Origin of the sequence: Microbulbifer sp. CAU 1566 (assembly GCF_023156515.1) — a bacterium.
In the GTDB taxonomy this organism is placed as follows: domain Bacteria; phylum Pseudomonadota; class Gammaproteobacteria; order Pseudomonadales; family Cellvibrionaceae; genus Microbulbifer.
Map to the genome: position 1 here is coordinate 79,216 of NZ_JALNMG010000003.1, position 17,609 is coordinate 96,824.

The following is a 17,609-nucleotide window of genomic DNA, read 5'->3' on the forward strand; positions in this document are numbered from 1 at the left end:
ACTCGGACTCTCTCAAGAGCCTTAAGAAAATTTGCTCAACACTGACTGATACGTTGCCGCAACAGCTTCCGCACGCTCATCAAAGTTTCGCGGTATTTGTCCGCTCTCGGCTAGCGATTTCTCGGACAATTCCGATACATCAGAGCGGCTAAACCCAAAATTCTGCTGCAACCAGATATCATCCGCCATATAGCGAGACAGAAATCCTGCTATCTGCTCGTTGGAGCAGAAAAAGCTGCCGGGTGAGTTTTTGGGATCAAAGTCTTTGTCGAGACGCAGTGAAAAATGCATGGCAATCGGATAATGCAGGTCTTGTACTTTCTGACGACGGAAGTGCAAACGTGCAAATTCCACAGCCTGAACAGATGGGCTGGGGTTAAGCCGCTTCTCTTCACCCTCTTCCACATCGGGCTTGCTGATGCCGCACTCACGAAACAAAAGCTCCCATAGCCGGAATTTCTCAGCACTGGCAAATATCAGCTTTTCCTTGGGCAGTAAGTCAAACCAAAAGCTTAGACTTGACCTATCGCTCAGTAACTTGTGTACATGGCGAATAATCTGGTTCTCCCTACGAGAGAGCCCCAGCTTCCAGTTCAAGACCCGGTCAAGCCGCGAGTGCACTTTACGGTATCCAATAAACTGCGAGAAACTGCCACTAAACCAAGCTTTCTTTACATACTCTGCATACATCGACTGCACCCACTCAAGCCGATTACGCAGTGTACAGACAATAGAAACATCCATATCCGAGAAGTCATTTAGCAGCTCTTGGGCTTGGCTAACACCAAGATCTTCAAACGACTCACAGGAAATCAGCACCCGCTCGCAGTCGACTGCCGCAATTTCCTGTTTCAGCTGCTGCACGAGCGCTTCATCGCGCTGCTCACCCTTGTAATGCAGAGCGAGGCTACGATGGTGCGTATAGAGTAGCCCGGCTTCAGGATACAGTGTTCCTTCTGCCAATAGCGCCTTACGGTGCTTAAAACAAAAACTCTGAAAGGAAGTCGTCCCTGTCTTGGATTGACCAATGTGGAGGATCAACTTTCTACGATTGAGCCAAGCCTCACCCACAAAAGTTGCCGCCTCGTCCACCCAACCACGATTGTCACGATAGATCTCTAGGTATCGGTCAACCACCTGCGCACGCCGAAGATCTTTATTCTGAACCCGGTACAGTTCACCATCATCGGCAAATTTCAAACCTAAATATTTACTGACCGCTGGCGCGATTGGAAAGTAGTCATAACGCAACAGCTCCTTCTCAACTTTAGGAACTGCAATCTCGCCACAGCCTACCTTTTCCAGCAGCTGGCGAATAACTTCGTAGAGCACCGAGTTGGCAGGATGGTTATAGGTGTAGAACAGCCTTTCGCGAGTGAAATTTTGCTCGACAAACTTAGATACACTGATGTCGAGCTGCTGTTCCTGCTCTCTTCTGCGCAATTCTGCCAGTGTATCTTTCAGTACAGATTCCACATCCTCCCGGACTGGCTGCAATCGGTGGAAGCTATGCTTGATATCTTCGTCCGACCGCCCCTCGAGCAACAGCTTGACGATCCGCTTATCGTGATAATCCACGAAACCGGCATTCAGGTGCTGGTTCTGCTTATTGCGTAGATACGTCAGCTCCGGGTTGTACCCGGCAAAGTACAGTGAAGGGAAGCTAATAATGTGCTTGGCAGAAGTTATGGAGACCCAATAGTCGCTGGAGCGCCATTCTGGAGTGAACTTATACCTGATATGTGGCTGGTATAGCAAAATGTCACACTGGCGGCAGAGATCCTCGAGAAGGGGCTGTTGTTCGTGCGTAAGCTCATAAACAGGCTTGAGATTGAGCACATCAAAAAGGCAGTTCCCTTGTCCGTCGACCACCTTTTCCAGAATCTTAGCCAGCGCAGGGCCTTGACAATTGGCCAAAATAAGCACTTTTTGCATGTATTCTATTCACCACTTATGCAAAATAAGCCCCAATAGTCATGAGACGGGCCGTTAAACGGCAAATTATACCGGATCTGGCCCATCGTACCGAGTCGTCAATGAGCTCGAAAATCATCTTTATTGTTTAAAAACCAGGCGTAGGCATTTTCTAGTCCGTCTTCCAACCCAATTTTCGCCTTCCACCCCAGTTTCTCCAAGCGGCTGACATCCATTAATTTGCGGGGTGTACCATCAGGCTTACTGGAATCCCATGCTATGTCGCCTTCGTACCCGACCACTTGCGCAACGGTTTCCACCAACTCACGAATCGTACAGTCGACCCCCGTTCCCACATTAATATGACTCGACATGGGCGTTGTCTCATTATCATATGTCGATTTATCCAGCTCCATCACATGCACGGAAGCCGCAGCCATATCATCAACGTGCAGAAACTCCCGCATCGGCTTACCAGATCCCCAGGCCACTACCTGCTCGTCCCCCGCTTGTTTCGCCTCGTGAAAACGGCGTAGCAATGCGGGAATAACGTGGGAATTTTCCGGATGGAAGTTGTCATTGGGACCGTACAAATTAGTTGGCATTACTGAGCGATAATCCCGGCCATACTGACGGTTATAGGATTCGCACAGTTTGATACCTGCAATCTTGGCGATCGCGTAAGGCTCATTAGTATCCTCAAGTACGCCAGTCAAAAGCGCCGACTCATTCATCGGCTGCTCAGCAAACTTAGGATAAATACAAGATGAGCCAAGGAATAAAAGCTTATCCACGCCGGCTTCATGCGCAGAGTGCACGATATTACACTCCATCATCAGGTTCTGGTATATGAACTCCGCCGGATAGGTATTATTCGCATGGATACCTCCTACCTTGGCTGCGGCCAAGTAAACTTCATCAATCCGCTCCGCCCCAAAAAAATCCAGTACAGCCCCTTGGCTAGCCAAATCCAACTCATGTCGCGTGCGTAAGACCATTTCGATATCGGCGCGAGAGTTGAGCTGACGAACTATCGCCGAACCGACCATACCCTTGTGGCCGGCGACAAAAACTCGCTTTTTTTGTGTCATCGACACCTTACTCCTTCGCTACGGAAACATCGAAGCCATGCTCTTTCAGCAAGGCGTGTTGTTTGGCTTTAGCCAAGTCCATCTCAACCATTTCCGCACACATATCTTCAACGGTGATCTCTGGAACCCAACCCAACTTAGTCTTAGCTTTTGAAGGATCACCCAACAAGGTCTCAACTTCAGCGGGACGGAAATAGCGTGGATCAACTCGCACCACCACATCGCCCACAGAAACACCTGGAGCATTATCGCCATTTACAGCAACCACGGTTGCCACTTCTTCCACGCCTTGGCCGGAGAACTTCACTTCAATACCTGCAAAATGAGCAGACATACGAATAAATTCACGCACCGAAATTTGTTTGCCTGTCGCAATGACGAAATCGTCTGCCTGCTCTTGCTGCAACATCATCCATTGCATCCGCACATAGTCCTTCGCATGCCCCCAATCACGCAACGCGTCCAAATTACCCATATAGAGGCATTCTTCCAAGCCTTGCGCAATATTAGCGATCCCACGAGTGATCTTACGGGTAACAAACGTTTCACCGCGGCGAGGTGACTCGTGATTAAAAAGAATCCCGTTGCAAGCGTACATGCCGTAGGACTCCCGGTAGTTGACAGTGATCCAGTAGGCATACATTTTCGCAACCGCATAGGGTGAACGCGGATGGAATGGAGTGGTCTCTTTCTGCGGAATTTCTTGAACTAATCCGTAAAGTTCAGATGTAGACGCTTGGTAAAATCGAGTTTTCTTCTCCAGGCCCAAGAACCGGATAGCCTCAAGAAGACGAAGCGTACCCATGGCGTCAACATCAGCTGTATATTCCGGCGCCTCAAAGGAAACTGCCACATGGGATTGAGCACCTAAATTGTAAACTTCATCCGGCTCAATATCTTTCAGGATCCGAGTAAGATTCGAAGAATCAGTCAGATCTCCGTAGTGCAAAAAGAAACGTGGATTCTTTTCATGTGGATCTTGGTAAATATGATCCACTCGCTCAGTATTAAATGAAGAAGACCTCCGCTTAATACCATGAACCTCGTAACCTTTTTCAAGTAAGAATTCCGCAAGATAAGAGCCATCCTGACCGGTAATCCCTGTAATTAAAGCCTTCTTCATTTTACTTAAACCAAAAATAATAATAACAATCAAAAAACTGAACAGCGAATATCACGAATATAAAGCTCGCTTATCGACAACGATCAACTCAACAAACTTTCCAATTATCACGAAACACTTATCTGCAACAAAAGCCATCATAGACAACTAGACTACATCGCCCTAATTGCAGCAATTCTCATCTTTAAGCCTTCTGGCATTCATTATTCATCGAGGGGTAATAGAATAATAACTACAATACCAGTCTACGAAGCGACCGACACCCTCAATCAAGTCCACATGTGGCGTGTAGTTTGTAACACCCTCCAAAAGGCTAGAATCCGCACACGTTTCATAAACGTCCCCAGGCTGCATAGGCAAATAATTTCTCACGGCTTTTTTATTTAATTTTTCCTCTAGAGCAGTTATGAAATCTAACAGCCTAATGGGCCTACCATTCCCAATATTTAATAGCCTAAATGGCGCCGAGCTCTCGTAGGGAGAAAAATTCAGGGACTGCTCTCCGGCGACACTAACGGGGGGGCACTCAGCAACGCGCAAAATTCCTTCAACAATATCGTCAATATAAGTAAAGTCACGACTTAAATACCCATTGTTATAAATATCGATTGGCGAACCTTCAAGAATAGCCTTAGTGAATTTAAATAGCGCCATATCTGGACGCCCCCAAGGGCCATAAACAGTAAAAAATCGCAATCCGCTTGTAGGTATATTGTATAAACTAGAATATGAATGCGCTAAAACTTCGTTCGCTTTCTTTGTGGCCGCGTAAAGTGATACGGGGTGGTCCGTTGTATCAGACTCAGAAAACGGTGATTTCTTATTAAGTCCGTACACCGAACTAGAAGATGCGTATACAAGGTGATTAACTTGTTGAGAACGACACCCCTCTAGTATATTGCACATCCCGACTAAATTTGAGTCAACATAACTGCCAGGGTTTTCAAGAGAGTATCTAACTCCAGCTTGCGCACCAAGGTGTATTACTTGATTAAAAGATATCTTATCGAACAAGTCAGAAATAGCGGATCGATCCGCAAGATCTACCAATTCAAACCGAAAATTTCTATTTTCCCTTAGTTTAGCAATTCGATCTTCTTTCAACTTTACATCGTAGTAGTTATTTAAGTTATCTAAACCTACGACATTAACACCTAAAGCACAGAGCCTACTCGCGACATGGAAGCCAATAAAACCCGCTGCGCCAGTAACTAAAATGTTCATCAAGCACCTAACCACACACAACACAATATATTAATTCAAAGAAAATTGAAAGAGACTGCCTTCCAATACTCCAGCTGAAACAGGGATAAACCTTCCTACAAATGATTAATCTCAATCAAATATTAACGCCTCCCACTGCTTGAACACCTCATCTGGAGCAAACTTAGTCATAGATGAGATTGCAAACTCAGAAAACCTTGCGCGAAGATTAGAATCTAACGCGAGCTCAATCATTGCGGAAGCCATATTTTCCACTAGACTTCCCTCTTCATTTCTTTCGACCAACAGTCCATTTTTTCCATGCAAGACTAAATTATTTATTCCACTAGTCTCTCGAGGTCCAATTACTGGCATACCTGACGCAAGGGCTTCAGAAACGGTCATAGGAAAACCCTCCATTTCAGAACAGCTAACGAGCATGGAACTCCGTGAATAGATATCGTCGATATTTGACGCAAAACCTTTTAATACAACTACAGACTCCAATCCATGCTTACTTATCAGATTGGCTAGTTTGACATACTCGTTGCCTTCACCATATATATGAACTTTCCATCCCTCTAAATCATTTTTTGCCAGAGAAAATGCTTCTATTAACAAATCAAATCTTTTAATTGAATGGAGTCGACCCACACCCAAAATTATTCTCTCTCTGTCGTTGGCCGGAACAACTTCACTCCTTACTGGAATAGCATTAGGAACTACAATTGAACGACGCCGGGTCTGAGTTGGTACCGACTGAAGAAATTCACTCTGTAGCCATTGAACTTTATCGGCTGACAAAATAGAAAAAAGCCTCAAAGCCCGGTCAAGAAACATGTCATCCCAGTCATCCTGGAACAAATAATCTCTAATTGGATTTCCATGATTAGATATTACAATTTTACTAGGAGTCTTTCTCGCAGCAATGAACATTTGAGTTGTGGCACTAATCATAAATGGGACCACTACTCCAGGCTTGTAACTATAAATCAGAGATCTCCACCGACGGACTCTTCCTCCGAACTTTCCGATCCAAGTATCTACTTCAGATAATAATAGCTCGCGCATATCCTGAGCAGACCGCCGCGAAGCGTTCATGCAAAGTTGAGAAAACTGCCCCCAGCTTGAAAATTGATCACGATATAATTTGCAATTTATCGCAACAGCCAAAACTTCATCTGGCATTTTTGAAATTATTTCTGCCAGCTCAACTTTAAGATCTACATTACTTTCCAGCTCAACGTTATATGGGGGCTCAAAAATATCAATCAAATCAAAGCTTGAAGTCGCCCCGTATTTAGGCACCCCAGCTTTACCATCAGCGCTTGTTATTAAAACCTGCTTTCCTCGATCCGCTAAATAAGAGGCCACATCAAGAAGGACTCTTTCCGCGCCCCCCGGAACAGACTTAATCGCGACTATGCCAAACAATACTCGATCATTTTCATAATTAGTACTTGAAGGAATATTGCTCAATCCAATTCGATTGAAAGATGTTGTAGGGTTATCGCCTAAAGCCATCACCAGAAAGGTTAGGGCGAGTGATCGCAAAACCATATGATTGGCATTTAATGACGTGACAATAGAGTAAATCTCTTCAAGATCACTTCGCGTCAAATGCTTATAATTTTTTAATTTTAATAATTGTCGATAATCATTTTCTGAAAGGTTCGAACAATACTCCCGGGCAAGTTTATAGTTCTCATTAAATTCAACTTCTTCTCCAAAACTCTCTCCACCTACAAGCTTGTAGACCTCTACATTTTTGGTGCTTCCAATACTGTAGCCACCCATGACTAGCTTGGAAATTAACTTATAATCAGCCGCAGACCTATAGGTTTCATCATATGGACCAAGTCGATTGTAAACATCTTTTTTAATGAAAATTGTTTCATGCGCCGCAGTAATTCCTCGAAATATTGTTTCTATCCCATAATTTCGCGACGGCTTGTAGGCATTAAACTCACGATTCTCATTAAAGTATATACAGTCACCAACCACAGCGTCATAATTTCCATTTTCAAACGCTTCGTAATATCGACTCAAACTATTGAACGATAGAATATCATCGGAATGAATTAATCCAACCACACTACCTTGAGCGTATTTTATCCCCTTGTTTATAGCGTTATAAATCCCTGCATCCGGCTCACTTATGAAATAATCAACCATGCTTTGATTATCTTGTAACCACTCCTGAGAACCATCTGTACTCGCGCCATCGATTACTATTATCTCAAAATCTTTAAACGACTGATTACGAATCGTATTGACACATTGCTCAAGAGCATTTTTATTGTTAAAGGTCACCGTGACAATCGTGAAATATGGCTTTTTACGTTCACTGAGCCCGTTAGTGCGCATACCGCCTTCAATAGCTACTTGCTTCATCTGTAACAACTTTTCTCATTCTTAAATACGTAAACTTACTTATACTTCAACTCGGTAAACAGATCTTTATACTCTATTGCTCGATCGGCTATATTAATATTTTTTTCTGACCATTTACGCACACTGATTTTACTTAATGGGTTATCAATACACATTTTGAGCTTATGTGCCAACTCCCAAACATCAAATGGACTTGCAAGTTCTCCATTTATTCCAGGCCGAACCACATCAGGCATTCCGCCAATCGAAAATGCTACGACAGGCACTCCGCATGCAAAGCTCTCCAAGCAAACATTCGGTAGGTTATCCTCCACATATGGGAGCAAAGTAATATCTGAAGCAGAGTATGCTCGAGCTAATTCATGCCGGTCTTTAATGTGCCCAGTAACTGTTACATCACAATTTAATAAATCGAGGTCTGGGCTGCCACCGCCTATTACCAACACGGAATACTTATTCTTCATATCAAAGTATTCATTTAAGATATTCACCAGCTCTGGCAAATACTTGAAGCCTTTGCGAGAATCATCAACCGAAGCCGCGCCAAACAGAATCACCGGTTTAGTCGGATCTAAGTTATATTTTCTTTTTTGCAAATTGACATCATAGGGTTTGAAAACATCAAGTTCGACACCGGTTTGTATAACACGTACATCCTTGTCTCGCCCAATTGAACTACTTGAGACAAGATCTCCCAACCATTTACTGGGAGAAACAAAAACAATTTTATTCCAAAGCTTCAGGCGTCGATTTAGGACACGAAAAGGATCATGAACTGAGTCCGGTCCGACATGCGGGCATGGGCGGCAATACGATTCAAATTTATCGCAGCCCATCGAGTAATGACAACCACCCGTAATCGGAGCCATATCTGAAAGACACCAGACTAAAGGCTTGCTTTTATTGCTCCAGCGCGAAACCACAAAATCGGACACAGACACTGATGACCAACGTAGCAATACAACGTCACTTTCCTGCCAAACCGACTCTAGGAAGTCGGGGCACTTTGATGAAAGTCCAGTCGTAAATGGCACGTCGGTTGTAATTGTCTTATATTGTCCAATTTTAAATGGTGCGGCTGAGGTACCCAGTCTATCCGGAATTTGAATAACCGAGTCCATATCAACTGTCTTCCGGTTAACATAAAATTTTGAGTTCAACCCCTGCCGAACAAATTCATTATGTAATTTGAGCGCCGACATTCCTGCCCCGCCATAATCGGCCTCTCCGATTGAAGCTACCTTCATTACCCCCCCCCATTGCAAAATTCGTCATCCCCAAATTAATCAAAAACCATTTTGGATTTCGTGTATAATTTTTAACTAGGACGAAAGCCTACGTAAAATTCAATCAAACTTAAAATATTTTGGTTTATAATATAAATCGTCCCACTGACACTCCACACGCTGATAACCCTCTCGACTAAGGAGCTCATATATATTATTTCTATTTTCACTATAATTATGTTCTACAGAGAAAATTTTCACTCGCCACTTAGAAAACAAAAAATTACGTAAAATCGCGTATTCGCTACCTTCTGTATCAATACTTATATAATCAATATCAATCGGCGCATCAACACTAAGCAAGAAGTCATGCAAGGATACCGTCTTAAGCATAACCTTAAGGCCAGCGCTGCTATACGCTTCTCTTTTCTCGGTATGATTATCACCTGTAGCAAATTTAGTGATTCCGCCATACTCTTCAGCGAAGATAAATTCGACCTCATCACCAGTTCTATCTGATATACAGGTATTTCTTACTAGACAGCTCCGATTTTGCTGTAATTCTTTGAAAAATTTTGGGTTTGGCTCAGCACATATCCCCGTCCATTCGAACTTTTTTTCCAAAAGGTAAGTATTACTTAAAAGAACGCCATTTGTTGCGCCAAATTCTACAAAGAACCCCCCTTTTTTAAAGTTCGTTTTCTCTAACACCCAAATATCTTGACCAAGCTGAGATGGAGAAAGCTGCTTAAGACTAGATAAATATTTATCACGATCAGCTAAATCCTCATGATCTAGCGACTTACTCGAACTGGCAAATAATTGTGCCTTTCTATAGCAAAGCGTCAATTGGTGATTGATTAGTTCCACTTCACTTTCTAAAATTTTTAGTCGAGCATCAATCTGTTGGAAGGGCATTACACCGCAAATATCCCTTTCCAATTCTTGAGTTAGTAACTTCGATGCTTTCGGTAAAAGACCCAATCTTGAAAGCTCTGAAACAGCTCTTGAACGCACGGACGTGAGACGATCTACAGATGTAGTTATAGGCTCTAAAGCAGAATCAAAATATCGCATAGCCTTTTCATCATCATCCAACAATGAAAACATCTTGCCCAGACTATTATCAATTCCGGAAAATAAAACAGTTCTAGCCACTGCCGCCCGACAACCAAGCTCTTCTGCGATACTCAAAAATTCTTGACAGCTTAAGTGGTTACCGCATTGCTGATATGCGGAAGCTTTTAACAAAGCTAACTTCCAACCACTTTCTAACCCACTAATTGAAGCCGTATCGATGGATATCAAAGCGTCCCAATCTGCTGCCATCCATTTCTCTACTGCCAATGAAAGGATGTCAGCGTTATTAGAATTCAATCTCGCCGACTTCACGTCGGAGCCACCTTCATTCGCCACTTGATCAAAATTATCTTCGTAGAGAGTTGTTTGTGACTTGCTCCAGTCATTTTCATCCTGCATAGTAGGCACCTATACCTAAAAAGCTTTTTCTCTGAAAACAACATCTTTAATAAAGTCCATCTGAGCCTCGACTCTTTGCACCTCTTCTCGCAAAAGGTCCCTACAATGCAGTAATTCCTGATTTTCGTTACGTAGTTTCAGGCAGTTATTCTCAGTCTCGAAGTTCTTTTTTTCCAATGCTTTTTTACTAGTCGCCAATTCCGCATTTTCGCGCTTTAAAGACTGGACGTTCGCAACTAAATTTTCTATTTGACTCGTTGACTTTGCATCAGCCTCTACTAACGCTCCGTTTTCCTTCTGTAACAATTCGAAACTAGCGGCAATTTCCACCATTTCATTTTCTAAACGACCAAGAGCCGACTTCAATTCAGATTTTTCCGATTCTAATGTCTTAACATTGGAATTGAACTCGCCATTCAACTTCTCTAATGATCTAAAATTTTCAGAACTTTCGACGACTTTTCGTTCTAAGCGATCAATGCTCGACCGTAGTTCAGATCTTTCCAAACCCAAAGACTCGATACTGGAAACAAGTTCGACATTATCTTTCTTTAATGTACTAATACGAACAGTTAGCTCTGCTATTTCATCCTTAAGAAAACCGCTTTGTAAAATCGCTTCAGTTTTTTCACTTTCGATTGATTCGACTTTTGTAATCAGGAATTCACGTTCTACCGCAAACCGGTTCCTACGAAAAAACACCCATTGGCCATACTCCCCATCACTATCTGCAATGATAAAATCAAAATACTTGTCAGATAAAATTTGAATGCACTTAGTGATCTCCGCATTAGAAACCAGTCGTACTACTACAAATTCAAAGTTGGAGTACAGCTCAGACAATGAATCAATCAAAAATAAATCAATAGATCCCAACACATCCAAAACGATAACGTTTTTTCCGTTCTCTTCAAGCTCCGCCATCCCTATAAAACTAGAGAGAGATTTCGCGGAAGAACGGGCAGTCTCAACTACTGATAAGTTGGGGAAGTCTGCTTTAAAAACCGAGGGATGCTCTAAGCCATCAAAAAAAGTACAGTTGGTTAAATAGAAATCAACTACTCCAGATTCTCTAGCGATAATTTCTTTATGTACTTTTACAGTAGAGACACCACTGGAGGTTAAATATTTAACTTTTTCCTTCAAATACGAAACTTGAGCAGGGTTGGCCTCGACCAAGTGAATCACCTGGAAGCCCAAAGCTATGTAACCTGGAAGCTCATTACAGATGCCAGCGCCAATATGCACAAGTTGTCGAGACCCATCTTCCTCTAACTGCAGAACTTTCTCAAAATAGCTCAACATGATGCGTTCCAATATTTTTCCCAGAATTATCTGACTTTCCTACTTTAAAAAGCCAGCTCCAAAATGGCTGATAAATCGTTTTCCTATATTGAAGCTGAGCATCTGTAGCTTCATTTCTTTGCTTCATTCCACACATTGAGACAGTTTCCTCTATAAAACTGTTAAGGTCTTTAAAGTCAACGGTCTGAACACCTAGACGAAAAGCCTCCCTCCTCAGCCAGCTATTCTGCAAGATGCATACTGGCAATGAATGGTAAGCTGCCAACCAAAGAACTCCCGAGCTCTTTTCCATATAAATACTAGAGTCATAGTTCAATAGTATTAAATCGCTCTCATGTAAGATCAGGTGGAGATCATCATCTGACAGAAATTTTTCAATCAAATTAAGGCGATCATCAATTGCAGCAATATCTTTTAACTCCGCAGTAACTTCTTGCAGATCCACGGCGTCCCATGGGTTGTTGAAATGTATATTTAATTCGATAGGGCTTTCACAATCGGCCAAGATATTGCGAACCAATTCAGGAAGTGAAGTAAAGCCCTTGTCGACCTTTGCATCCCCAAAGTACAGTAATATTCTGGTTTTAGACGGCTTATTCGAATACTGCAACTTTCTTTTTTCTTGTGCTATCTTCTCCCAATCCGCCAAATAGCAGGGATGGATATCTAAAAGAACCTGACGATCAAGTAGTCGAGCATATTTTTCCGCCAGCTCAAAATCACTAGCAAAAACTCTGGCATTTCGGTTCTTTTCCAAAGCGCGAAATGCCATCCCAAATTGCATCTTCGAACTTTGGCTTAAGGTCTTACCGTTATGCCGAATTCCTGGGTTAAACATAGCGCAAATAATATGTAATGCATGCTCTTGCCCATCATGCAACCTCAACGCTAGTGAAAGTGACACAGCATGCTCCCAGCTTACGCAGGGGTGAAAAAAAATCAGCGCTTGCCCTTCGGCAGGCTTCTCTGTATTACAAATAGCTTCGTAATACTCTCTTGATGCCTGCCGAATATAAGTCTGGCTTTCTGCACTACCATCGTCATTGGCGAATAATTCGTAAAAATTAATAAAAAACTCAGGTCTAACCCGACAACCAAACTCTTCAATCTTTTCTTTTATTACAACATCAACACAATGACTACAAACGAACTCCAACTCTATGGGTAATTCTCGATCACTTCTCGATTGAGCAGCCATATAAGCGAACCCCGTATGATGTCCACCTGGCGCAATTAATCCAGGGTCCATAACTACAACTTTTGTCGAGACAATAGATTTCATACGAGCATCTCTCACACAGTTACGGATCAACCTATCAATCGCGCTTTAACTATCCGTATTATATTTCGTTTATTAATGACAAATTTCAGCTTCTTTTGATCCAATCCCACAACCAGCTTCTGCCAAAAATCCCAGCCTTTACCTGATTCAAAGCCACCATTTTCTAAGGACTTAATTAGTGAAGGTAATTTTTTAATAATCGATGAAATCATAACTCTATCTGTTCGAGTTAACCGCTCCGAAGCGTCGACATGTATTCGTCCTCGACGAATGACCAAGTTAACCAGCAATTTACAACCGAACTCATCTATTTCTTGTGTTGGCCAAGCATCAAGTGGAGGTTTATTATCATGAAGATCACGAAATTCCAAAGCTACCCTGTAACCATCGCGCCTGCTGTAGGCAGAAAACTTAAAACTATAACTAGGAAATACACGTGAACGTAATTGTAAGTTACGGCACTCGAACCAAAGGTGACTATAGTTATTACAGACAAACTCTTCTCGAAGCCGAATTTCATCTACGGATATAAAATCACTATGAGCTATGGCCTTTTCCGATAGCGCTATTGCAGCCATTCGCCAATCACGAGCCGTATCCGCCGGCAATTTGGCAATATCATCGACCTTAACGTTCAAAAAATGATCTCGAAGCACATTGATAACAGAAAATATTAGTTGGCGATCTTCCGTACACAATTCATTTAACATACTTTGTTGATAAAGCTTCTCTTCTCCTTTCGCACCAGGGCTGAATAATAGATATTTACCATACTCATCCTCCATACCTTTGGGCCAATCGGACACCCCATCAGTCGCGACCTCGCCGGTTTCCCGAAATTCGAGTGCAGCTATACCAGCTATTAGGGCAAGCTTGCATCGAAAGCTAGCAAAATAGCGCCCATCTGAAAGGGAGAAATCATGTATATTTAAATGGACATCTCTATATCCAGAATCGGAGTAACTTCCACTAATCGCCACAGTCGACGCATGGTCGAATCTCGATGAGTGAGGTAATGCTGAAATTGCACTCTGTTCTATTACTTCCTCTTTTCTATCCACTACTTCTTTAAGTTCTTCATACTTAAGAAAGTAGTGCTCCAGCTCTTCATAAAGTTGGTTAATTTGTAATTGAGAAAGGGCGACTTCCTGCTCCAATTCATTATTTTTAACTATTAGCTCGTCAATGACTAATTTATCCCCCCCTGTTAAAAGAGCTTCCGCAGCACGAGAGGCCAGATATTTTTTTCTCAACAGTGGGTTTCCGGTCTGATTTAGGTCTAGACCAGGCAATGAAGCACTTAATTGTAATTTAATGTATAATTTTTGGTATTCAGTAAACTCTTCTATCAAATGAGGAGCTAGGGCTTCGAGAGATAATTCGGGGCTGCATCGATCATCAAAAAACCCTAACGATAGCTCTTTTCCCATTTTTTGATAGCATATATCCAACAATTCTGATGGCTGTTCATTAGATGTTGAGGAGTGAACCAATGCACAAATATCACGGTTGCCCTGGAAAAAATCGAGGATCACCCGGTTAACTACAGCCCACTCCTCAAGGGCGATTTTTACTTGAGAGAGATCGCCCCCAGAACACTTATAAACGTCTACAAAAGTAGACTCCGGGGCCTCGTACAGTAATAAAAACCGATAACTTGGGTTTGTATTTTTCAACTCTTCCAGCAGTTCTCGACTATAGCCGCCACTCCGTTTATTTGGAAGGTCACTCGTAACTTTCATTAATGCGGATCTATAGATTGCGCCGTCCGCAGTTTCGATAGTAGGATTCTGTTGCAAGCAACAGTTTTGAAGTGCTTGAATTGTTACAACTTGCACTTGGTCATTAGAGAACTCTCCCTGACACCACTTTAAGCAATCATAACCGGTTACAATCACAGTATTGCTCATAATTCTAAGCCTAAATTTCGGAATCCAATTGTTTTTCTAGATTAAATTGCCTTTTCTTGCAGCCATCGCTCCTAGCATCGAAAGCCAAAAGATCCACCCAGCTCCTCAAGTATTCACTCAAGTTATAACTCTTTGTAAGCCGTTGCATGGCCGGTTTTAGCTCGCTCCATTTCGTTTCTTCAGAAATCAATTCCCTAATCTGATTTTCCAAATCTTTAGGCGATGTCGCAGCGACCACACCGCTTCGCTCCAATTCATCAGTAGTAAATGCTCGCAGCGAGTGAGCAGTAGCGGCAAACGCGCAGCCACGGGCTAATACCTCATTTGTCTTGATCGGTATTCCTTCTCCAGCGATGTCAGGCAACACCGTCACCGTCGTAAACTCGTGCAGGTTGGCGAGATCCTCGACATATCCGACCACAAAGACCCTGCTCGCGAGCATGTGGTCTATGTAGAGATGTCGTCCTATGGTCCCTACCAACCCAAGTGTCGTGTTCATTGGTAATTTGGCAAATACATGCTCAAGGAAATGAGTTACCGATTCAATATTCGCAGGATGGCCATCCGCGATGATCAGAAGGTCGAACTTTTCGGGTAGTCTGTCGAGCTCATCAAAGCGTGATTCTTCCGCGAGAAGAACGGGCAATTTGGGATAGCGCTTCTTTAGCGGGCGGGCAAGTATGGGAGGAGCTATAAAATGCGCCTTATCACCAATGGCCTGCTTGATGATGTTATGTTCAGTGCGATTCAGGTTGACCACAGCATCATAGGTAGCGAGTAGCTGCAATTCGTAGTCTAACTCTGCATCGTAGCGAGCTCGTAATTCTGGCCGACGCAACAACAGCTGATTGATCTGGATATCGTGGGTTTCACAGACAAACTTCTTCGCTGGGATATATTGGCGCGCAAAGTCGTTATTGAATATATGATTTACTAGTGCTAACTCGACGTTATTGTTCTGTAGGAAGCAGATCAGCGACTTATCTGGATCGCACCATGTACTATGGATATTCTCACGCTTGAAGAACGCAGGAACGCGTTTACGCAGAAGCTGGTAAAAGTATCTTGCCATCCGCAAAAGCGTAATGTTCTTGAATACAACACGTACAGCCATACCGCCACTGAATTCACGGCCAGCGCGCATAACTTTGTAACAAGCGTCTACCTGTTCCTGGCGGCGCTGCCAAGGCTCTGTCTTCACATAAATTTCGACAACAAAATATCCCTGCTCAACCAGGCAATCCATTTGCGTGTCAAGTACGACGGATGTCCCACAGCGAGTCCATGCAGGCTTAACCTGTACAGCCACGGGTTTGTCACACCCCTTTATCCAACCGGTGTTATCTAGCAGTACTGAAGCAATCGAGGGTGCGCGTTCGGATTTAAAGACTGCGCCTGTGATGGCCAAGCTTGCAGCAACTCGAATGGCCTCCTCGATACCTTCTCCGGCATCCCCAAAAGTACAACGCTCGTCGGCTAAAAGGTTGGCGTCTGCTATACCTTTGTGGCAGACCACTGGGATATTTAGTAAGCGTGCTTCATGCACAATACCTGAGATACGATGGCGATATTCCTCGCCGTAGGGAATTAAGATTAACTGAAAACAGTTAAGAAATTCCAACCACGCACGGGCGCCACTCACACTGGAATAGGAGCGATAGCTGCATTTACCGTACGATGGCAGCCTGACTCGAGCTATAACCGACTCGTGCATGCAAATTTCTACATCACGCTCTCCAGCAGCTATGTTGCCGATCAGCTTTTCTAAGCTTTCGAAATTTTTGTCGCCGCGGTATACACCAGGTACCAATATCTTTGTCTTACCGTCGCTGCCTACAGCTCTTTGCGGCAGCTTTTCAGCGAGCGGGAAGTTAACCTCGTTAATTACCTGAGGGTAGTAGTCGCACCACACTTGGCAATAGTCGCTAAGAGGCTTATTGGTGGAGACAATTTTCGCCCGTTGGAACGGCAGTGACTCCAGTACCCGCTTTTCCAGTTTCGCTGGAGAGAAGCGAGCATACATTGTGTTGTAAATATTCCAGTCTTCGTGGACGATAAACAACGCATCACAACCGTAGTTTTTGTTAGCTTGAATTTTCAGCTCAAGCAGAGACTCAAACGTCGGCCAAAGCATCGTCTGCATTATTAGCAGGTCACCCTGTCTCAAGCCTACAGTTTCGAATCCTGCTTTCAGCTCCAGCGCCGCCAAGTCGGAGTGAGCTGAAGTACCGCGGCCAAAGGTAAGCAGATAGAGTTGATGGCAAAGCGCGGGAAAGAACCAAAGAAAGTTTGCAATGGCCACAAACACATTGACTAGGGTACCCACAGGGGATTTTTTTTCCCAGATACCATTATCCTGCTGCAAGCGAGCAAAAACGCGATCTTTAAAGCGCGTAATTTTTTCAAAGAAACTGGGTCGATAGCCGTCTTTGAAAGCGCTGTTATTGTACTGATCAAATGTTAGGCAGGGACGCACATCGATTGGGTCGTCGCCCTCCCCTTCAAACCCCTGGTGCGAGAGCACAATGGCCGGCAGGCCCAGCTCCTCCATAATCCCTTTGGCGTACCGGTAGTTGTGCCCCTTACAGTCCTTTAATTGGGGATCAACGATAACGACTCTACCGTACTTCTCTTTAACGCCTTGATTCATTCCGACAACTCAGTTTCTTTCAACTGCGAACA

Annotated in this window: 11 protein-coding genes; all 11 read right to left on the minus strand. The window is 43.4% G+C overall.

Going from position 1 to position 17,609, the window contains the following annotated elements:
- Positions 1-21 precede the first annotated feature (21 nt).
- A complete protein-coding gene (locus M0G74_RS08730) occupies positions 22-1,935 on the minus strand; it encodes a WcbI family polysaccharide biosynthesis putative acetyltransferase (protein WP_248216235.1) in 1,914 nt (637 codons plus the stop codon).
- A gap of 98 nt (positions 1,936-2,033) precedes the next feature.
- Positions 2,034-3,005 carry a GDP-L-fucose synthase gene (locus M0G74_RS08735; protein ID WP_248216236.1) on the minus strand — a complete coding sequence of 324 codons (972 nt, stop codon included), beginning with the start codon at positions 3,003-3,005 and terminating at the stop codon, positions 2,034-2,036.
- Positions 3,006-3,012: 7 nt separating this feature from the next.
- Positions 3,013-4,128, minus strand: coding sequence for a GDP-mannose 4,6-dehydratase (gmd, locus tag M0G74_RS08740; protein WP_248216697.1), 1,116 nt, complete (start codon positions 4,126-4,128; stop codon positions 3,013-3,015).
- Between the two features lie 207 nt (positions 4,129-4,335).
- Positions 4,336-5,352, minus strand: a complete 1,017-nt coding sequence (locus tag M0G74_RS08745; protein WP_248216237.1) for an NAD-dependent epimerase — start codon at positions 5,350-5,352, stop codon at positions 4,336-4,338.
- Between the two features lie 111 nt (positions 5,353-5,463).
- Positions 5,464-7,725 carry a glycosyltransferase gene (locus M0G74_RS08750; RefSeq protein WP_248216238.1) on the minus strand — a complete coding sequence of 754 codons (2,262 nt, stop codon included), beginning with the start codon at positions 7,723-7,725 and terminating at the stop codon, positions 5,464-5,466.
- Between the two features lie 35 nt (positions 7,726-7,760).
- A complete protein-coding gene (locus M0G74_RS08755) occupies positions 7,761-8,972 on the minus strand; it encodes a glycosyltransferase (RefSeq protein ID WP_248216239.1) in 1,212 nt (403 codons plus the stop codon).
- Between the two features lie 99 nt (positions 8,973-9,071).
- A complete protein-coding gene (locus tag M0G74_RS08760; RefSeq protein ID WP_248216240.1) occupies positions 9,072-10,430 on the minus strand; it encodes an FkbM family methyltransferase in 1,359 nt (452 codons plus the stop codon).
- Positions 10,431-10,445: 15 nt separating this feature from the next.
- Positions 10,446-11,747 (minus strand): hypothetical protein, encoded by a 1,302-nt coding sequence (locus M0G74_RS08765; protein ID WP_248216241.1) that lies wholly within the window; start codon positions 11,745-11,747, stop codon positions 10,446-10,448.
- On the minus strand, positions 11,719-13,017 hold the full coding sequence (locus tag M0G74_RS08770; RefSeq protein ID WP_248216242.1) for a hypothetical protein: 1,299 nt from the start codon (positions 13,015-13,017) through the stop codon (positions 11,719-11,721). The genes M0G74_RS08765 and M0G74_RS08770 overlap by 29 nt, the downstream gene beginning before the upstream one ends.
- Before the next feature lie 26 nt (positions 13,018-13,043).
- Positions 13,044-14,927, minus strand: a complete 1,884-nt coding sequence (locus M0G74_RS08775) for a hypothetical protein (RefSeq protein WP_248216243.1) — start codon at positions 14,925-14,927, stop codon at positions 13,044-13,046.
- 10 nt (positions 14,928-14,937) lie between these two features.
- Positions 14,938-17,577, minus strand: coding sequence for a glycosyltransferase (locus M0G74_RS08780; protein WP_248216244.1), 2,640 nt, complete (start codon positions 17,575-17,577; stop codon positions 14,938-14,940).
- Positions 17,578-17,609 lie beyond the last annotated feature (32 nt).

Bases quoted from the DNA above. Each gene is read 5' to 3' on its own strand.
- M0G74_RS08730 (WP_248216235.1), bottom strand. From the start codon at position 1,935: ATGCAAAAAGTGCTTATTTTGGCCAATTGTCAAGGCCCTGCGCTGGCT.
- M0G74_RS08735 (WP_248216236.1), bottom strand. From the start codon at position 3,005: ATGACACAAAAAAAGCGAGTTTTTGTCGCCGGCCACAAGGGTATGGTC.
- gmd (WP_248216697.1), bottom strand. From the start codon at position 4,128: ATGAAGAAGGCTTTAATTACAGGGATTACCGGTCAGGATGGCTCTTAT.
- M0G74_RS08745 (WP_248216237.1), bottom strand. From the start codon at position 5,352: ATGAACATTTTAGTTACTGGCGCAGCGGGTTTTATTGGCTTCCATGTC.
- M0G74_RS08750 (WP_248216238.1), bottom strand. From the start codon at position 7,725: ATGAAGCAAGTAGCTATTGAAGGCGGTATGCGCACTAACGGGCTCAGT.
- M0G74_RS08755 (WP_248216239.1), bottom strand. From the start codon at position 8,972: ATGAAGGTAGCTTCAATCGGAGAGGCCGATTATGGCGGGGCAGGAATG.
- M0G74_RS08760 (WP_248216240.1), bottom strand. From the start codon at position 10,430: ATGCAGGATGAAAATGACTGGAGCAAGTCACAAACAACTCTCTACGAA.
- M0G74_RS08770 (WP_248216242.1), bottom strand. From the start codon at position 13,017: ATGAAATCTATTGTCTCGACAAAAGTTGTAGTTATGGACCCTGGATTA.
- M0G74_RS08775 (WP_248216243.1), bottom strand. From the start codon at position 14,927: ATGAGCAATACTGTGATTGTAACCGGTTATGATTGCTTAAAGTGGTGT.
- M0G74_RS08780 (WP_248216244.1), bottom strand. From the start codon at position 17,577: ATGAATCAAGGCGTTAAAGAGAAGTACGGTAGAGTCGTTATCGTTGAT.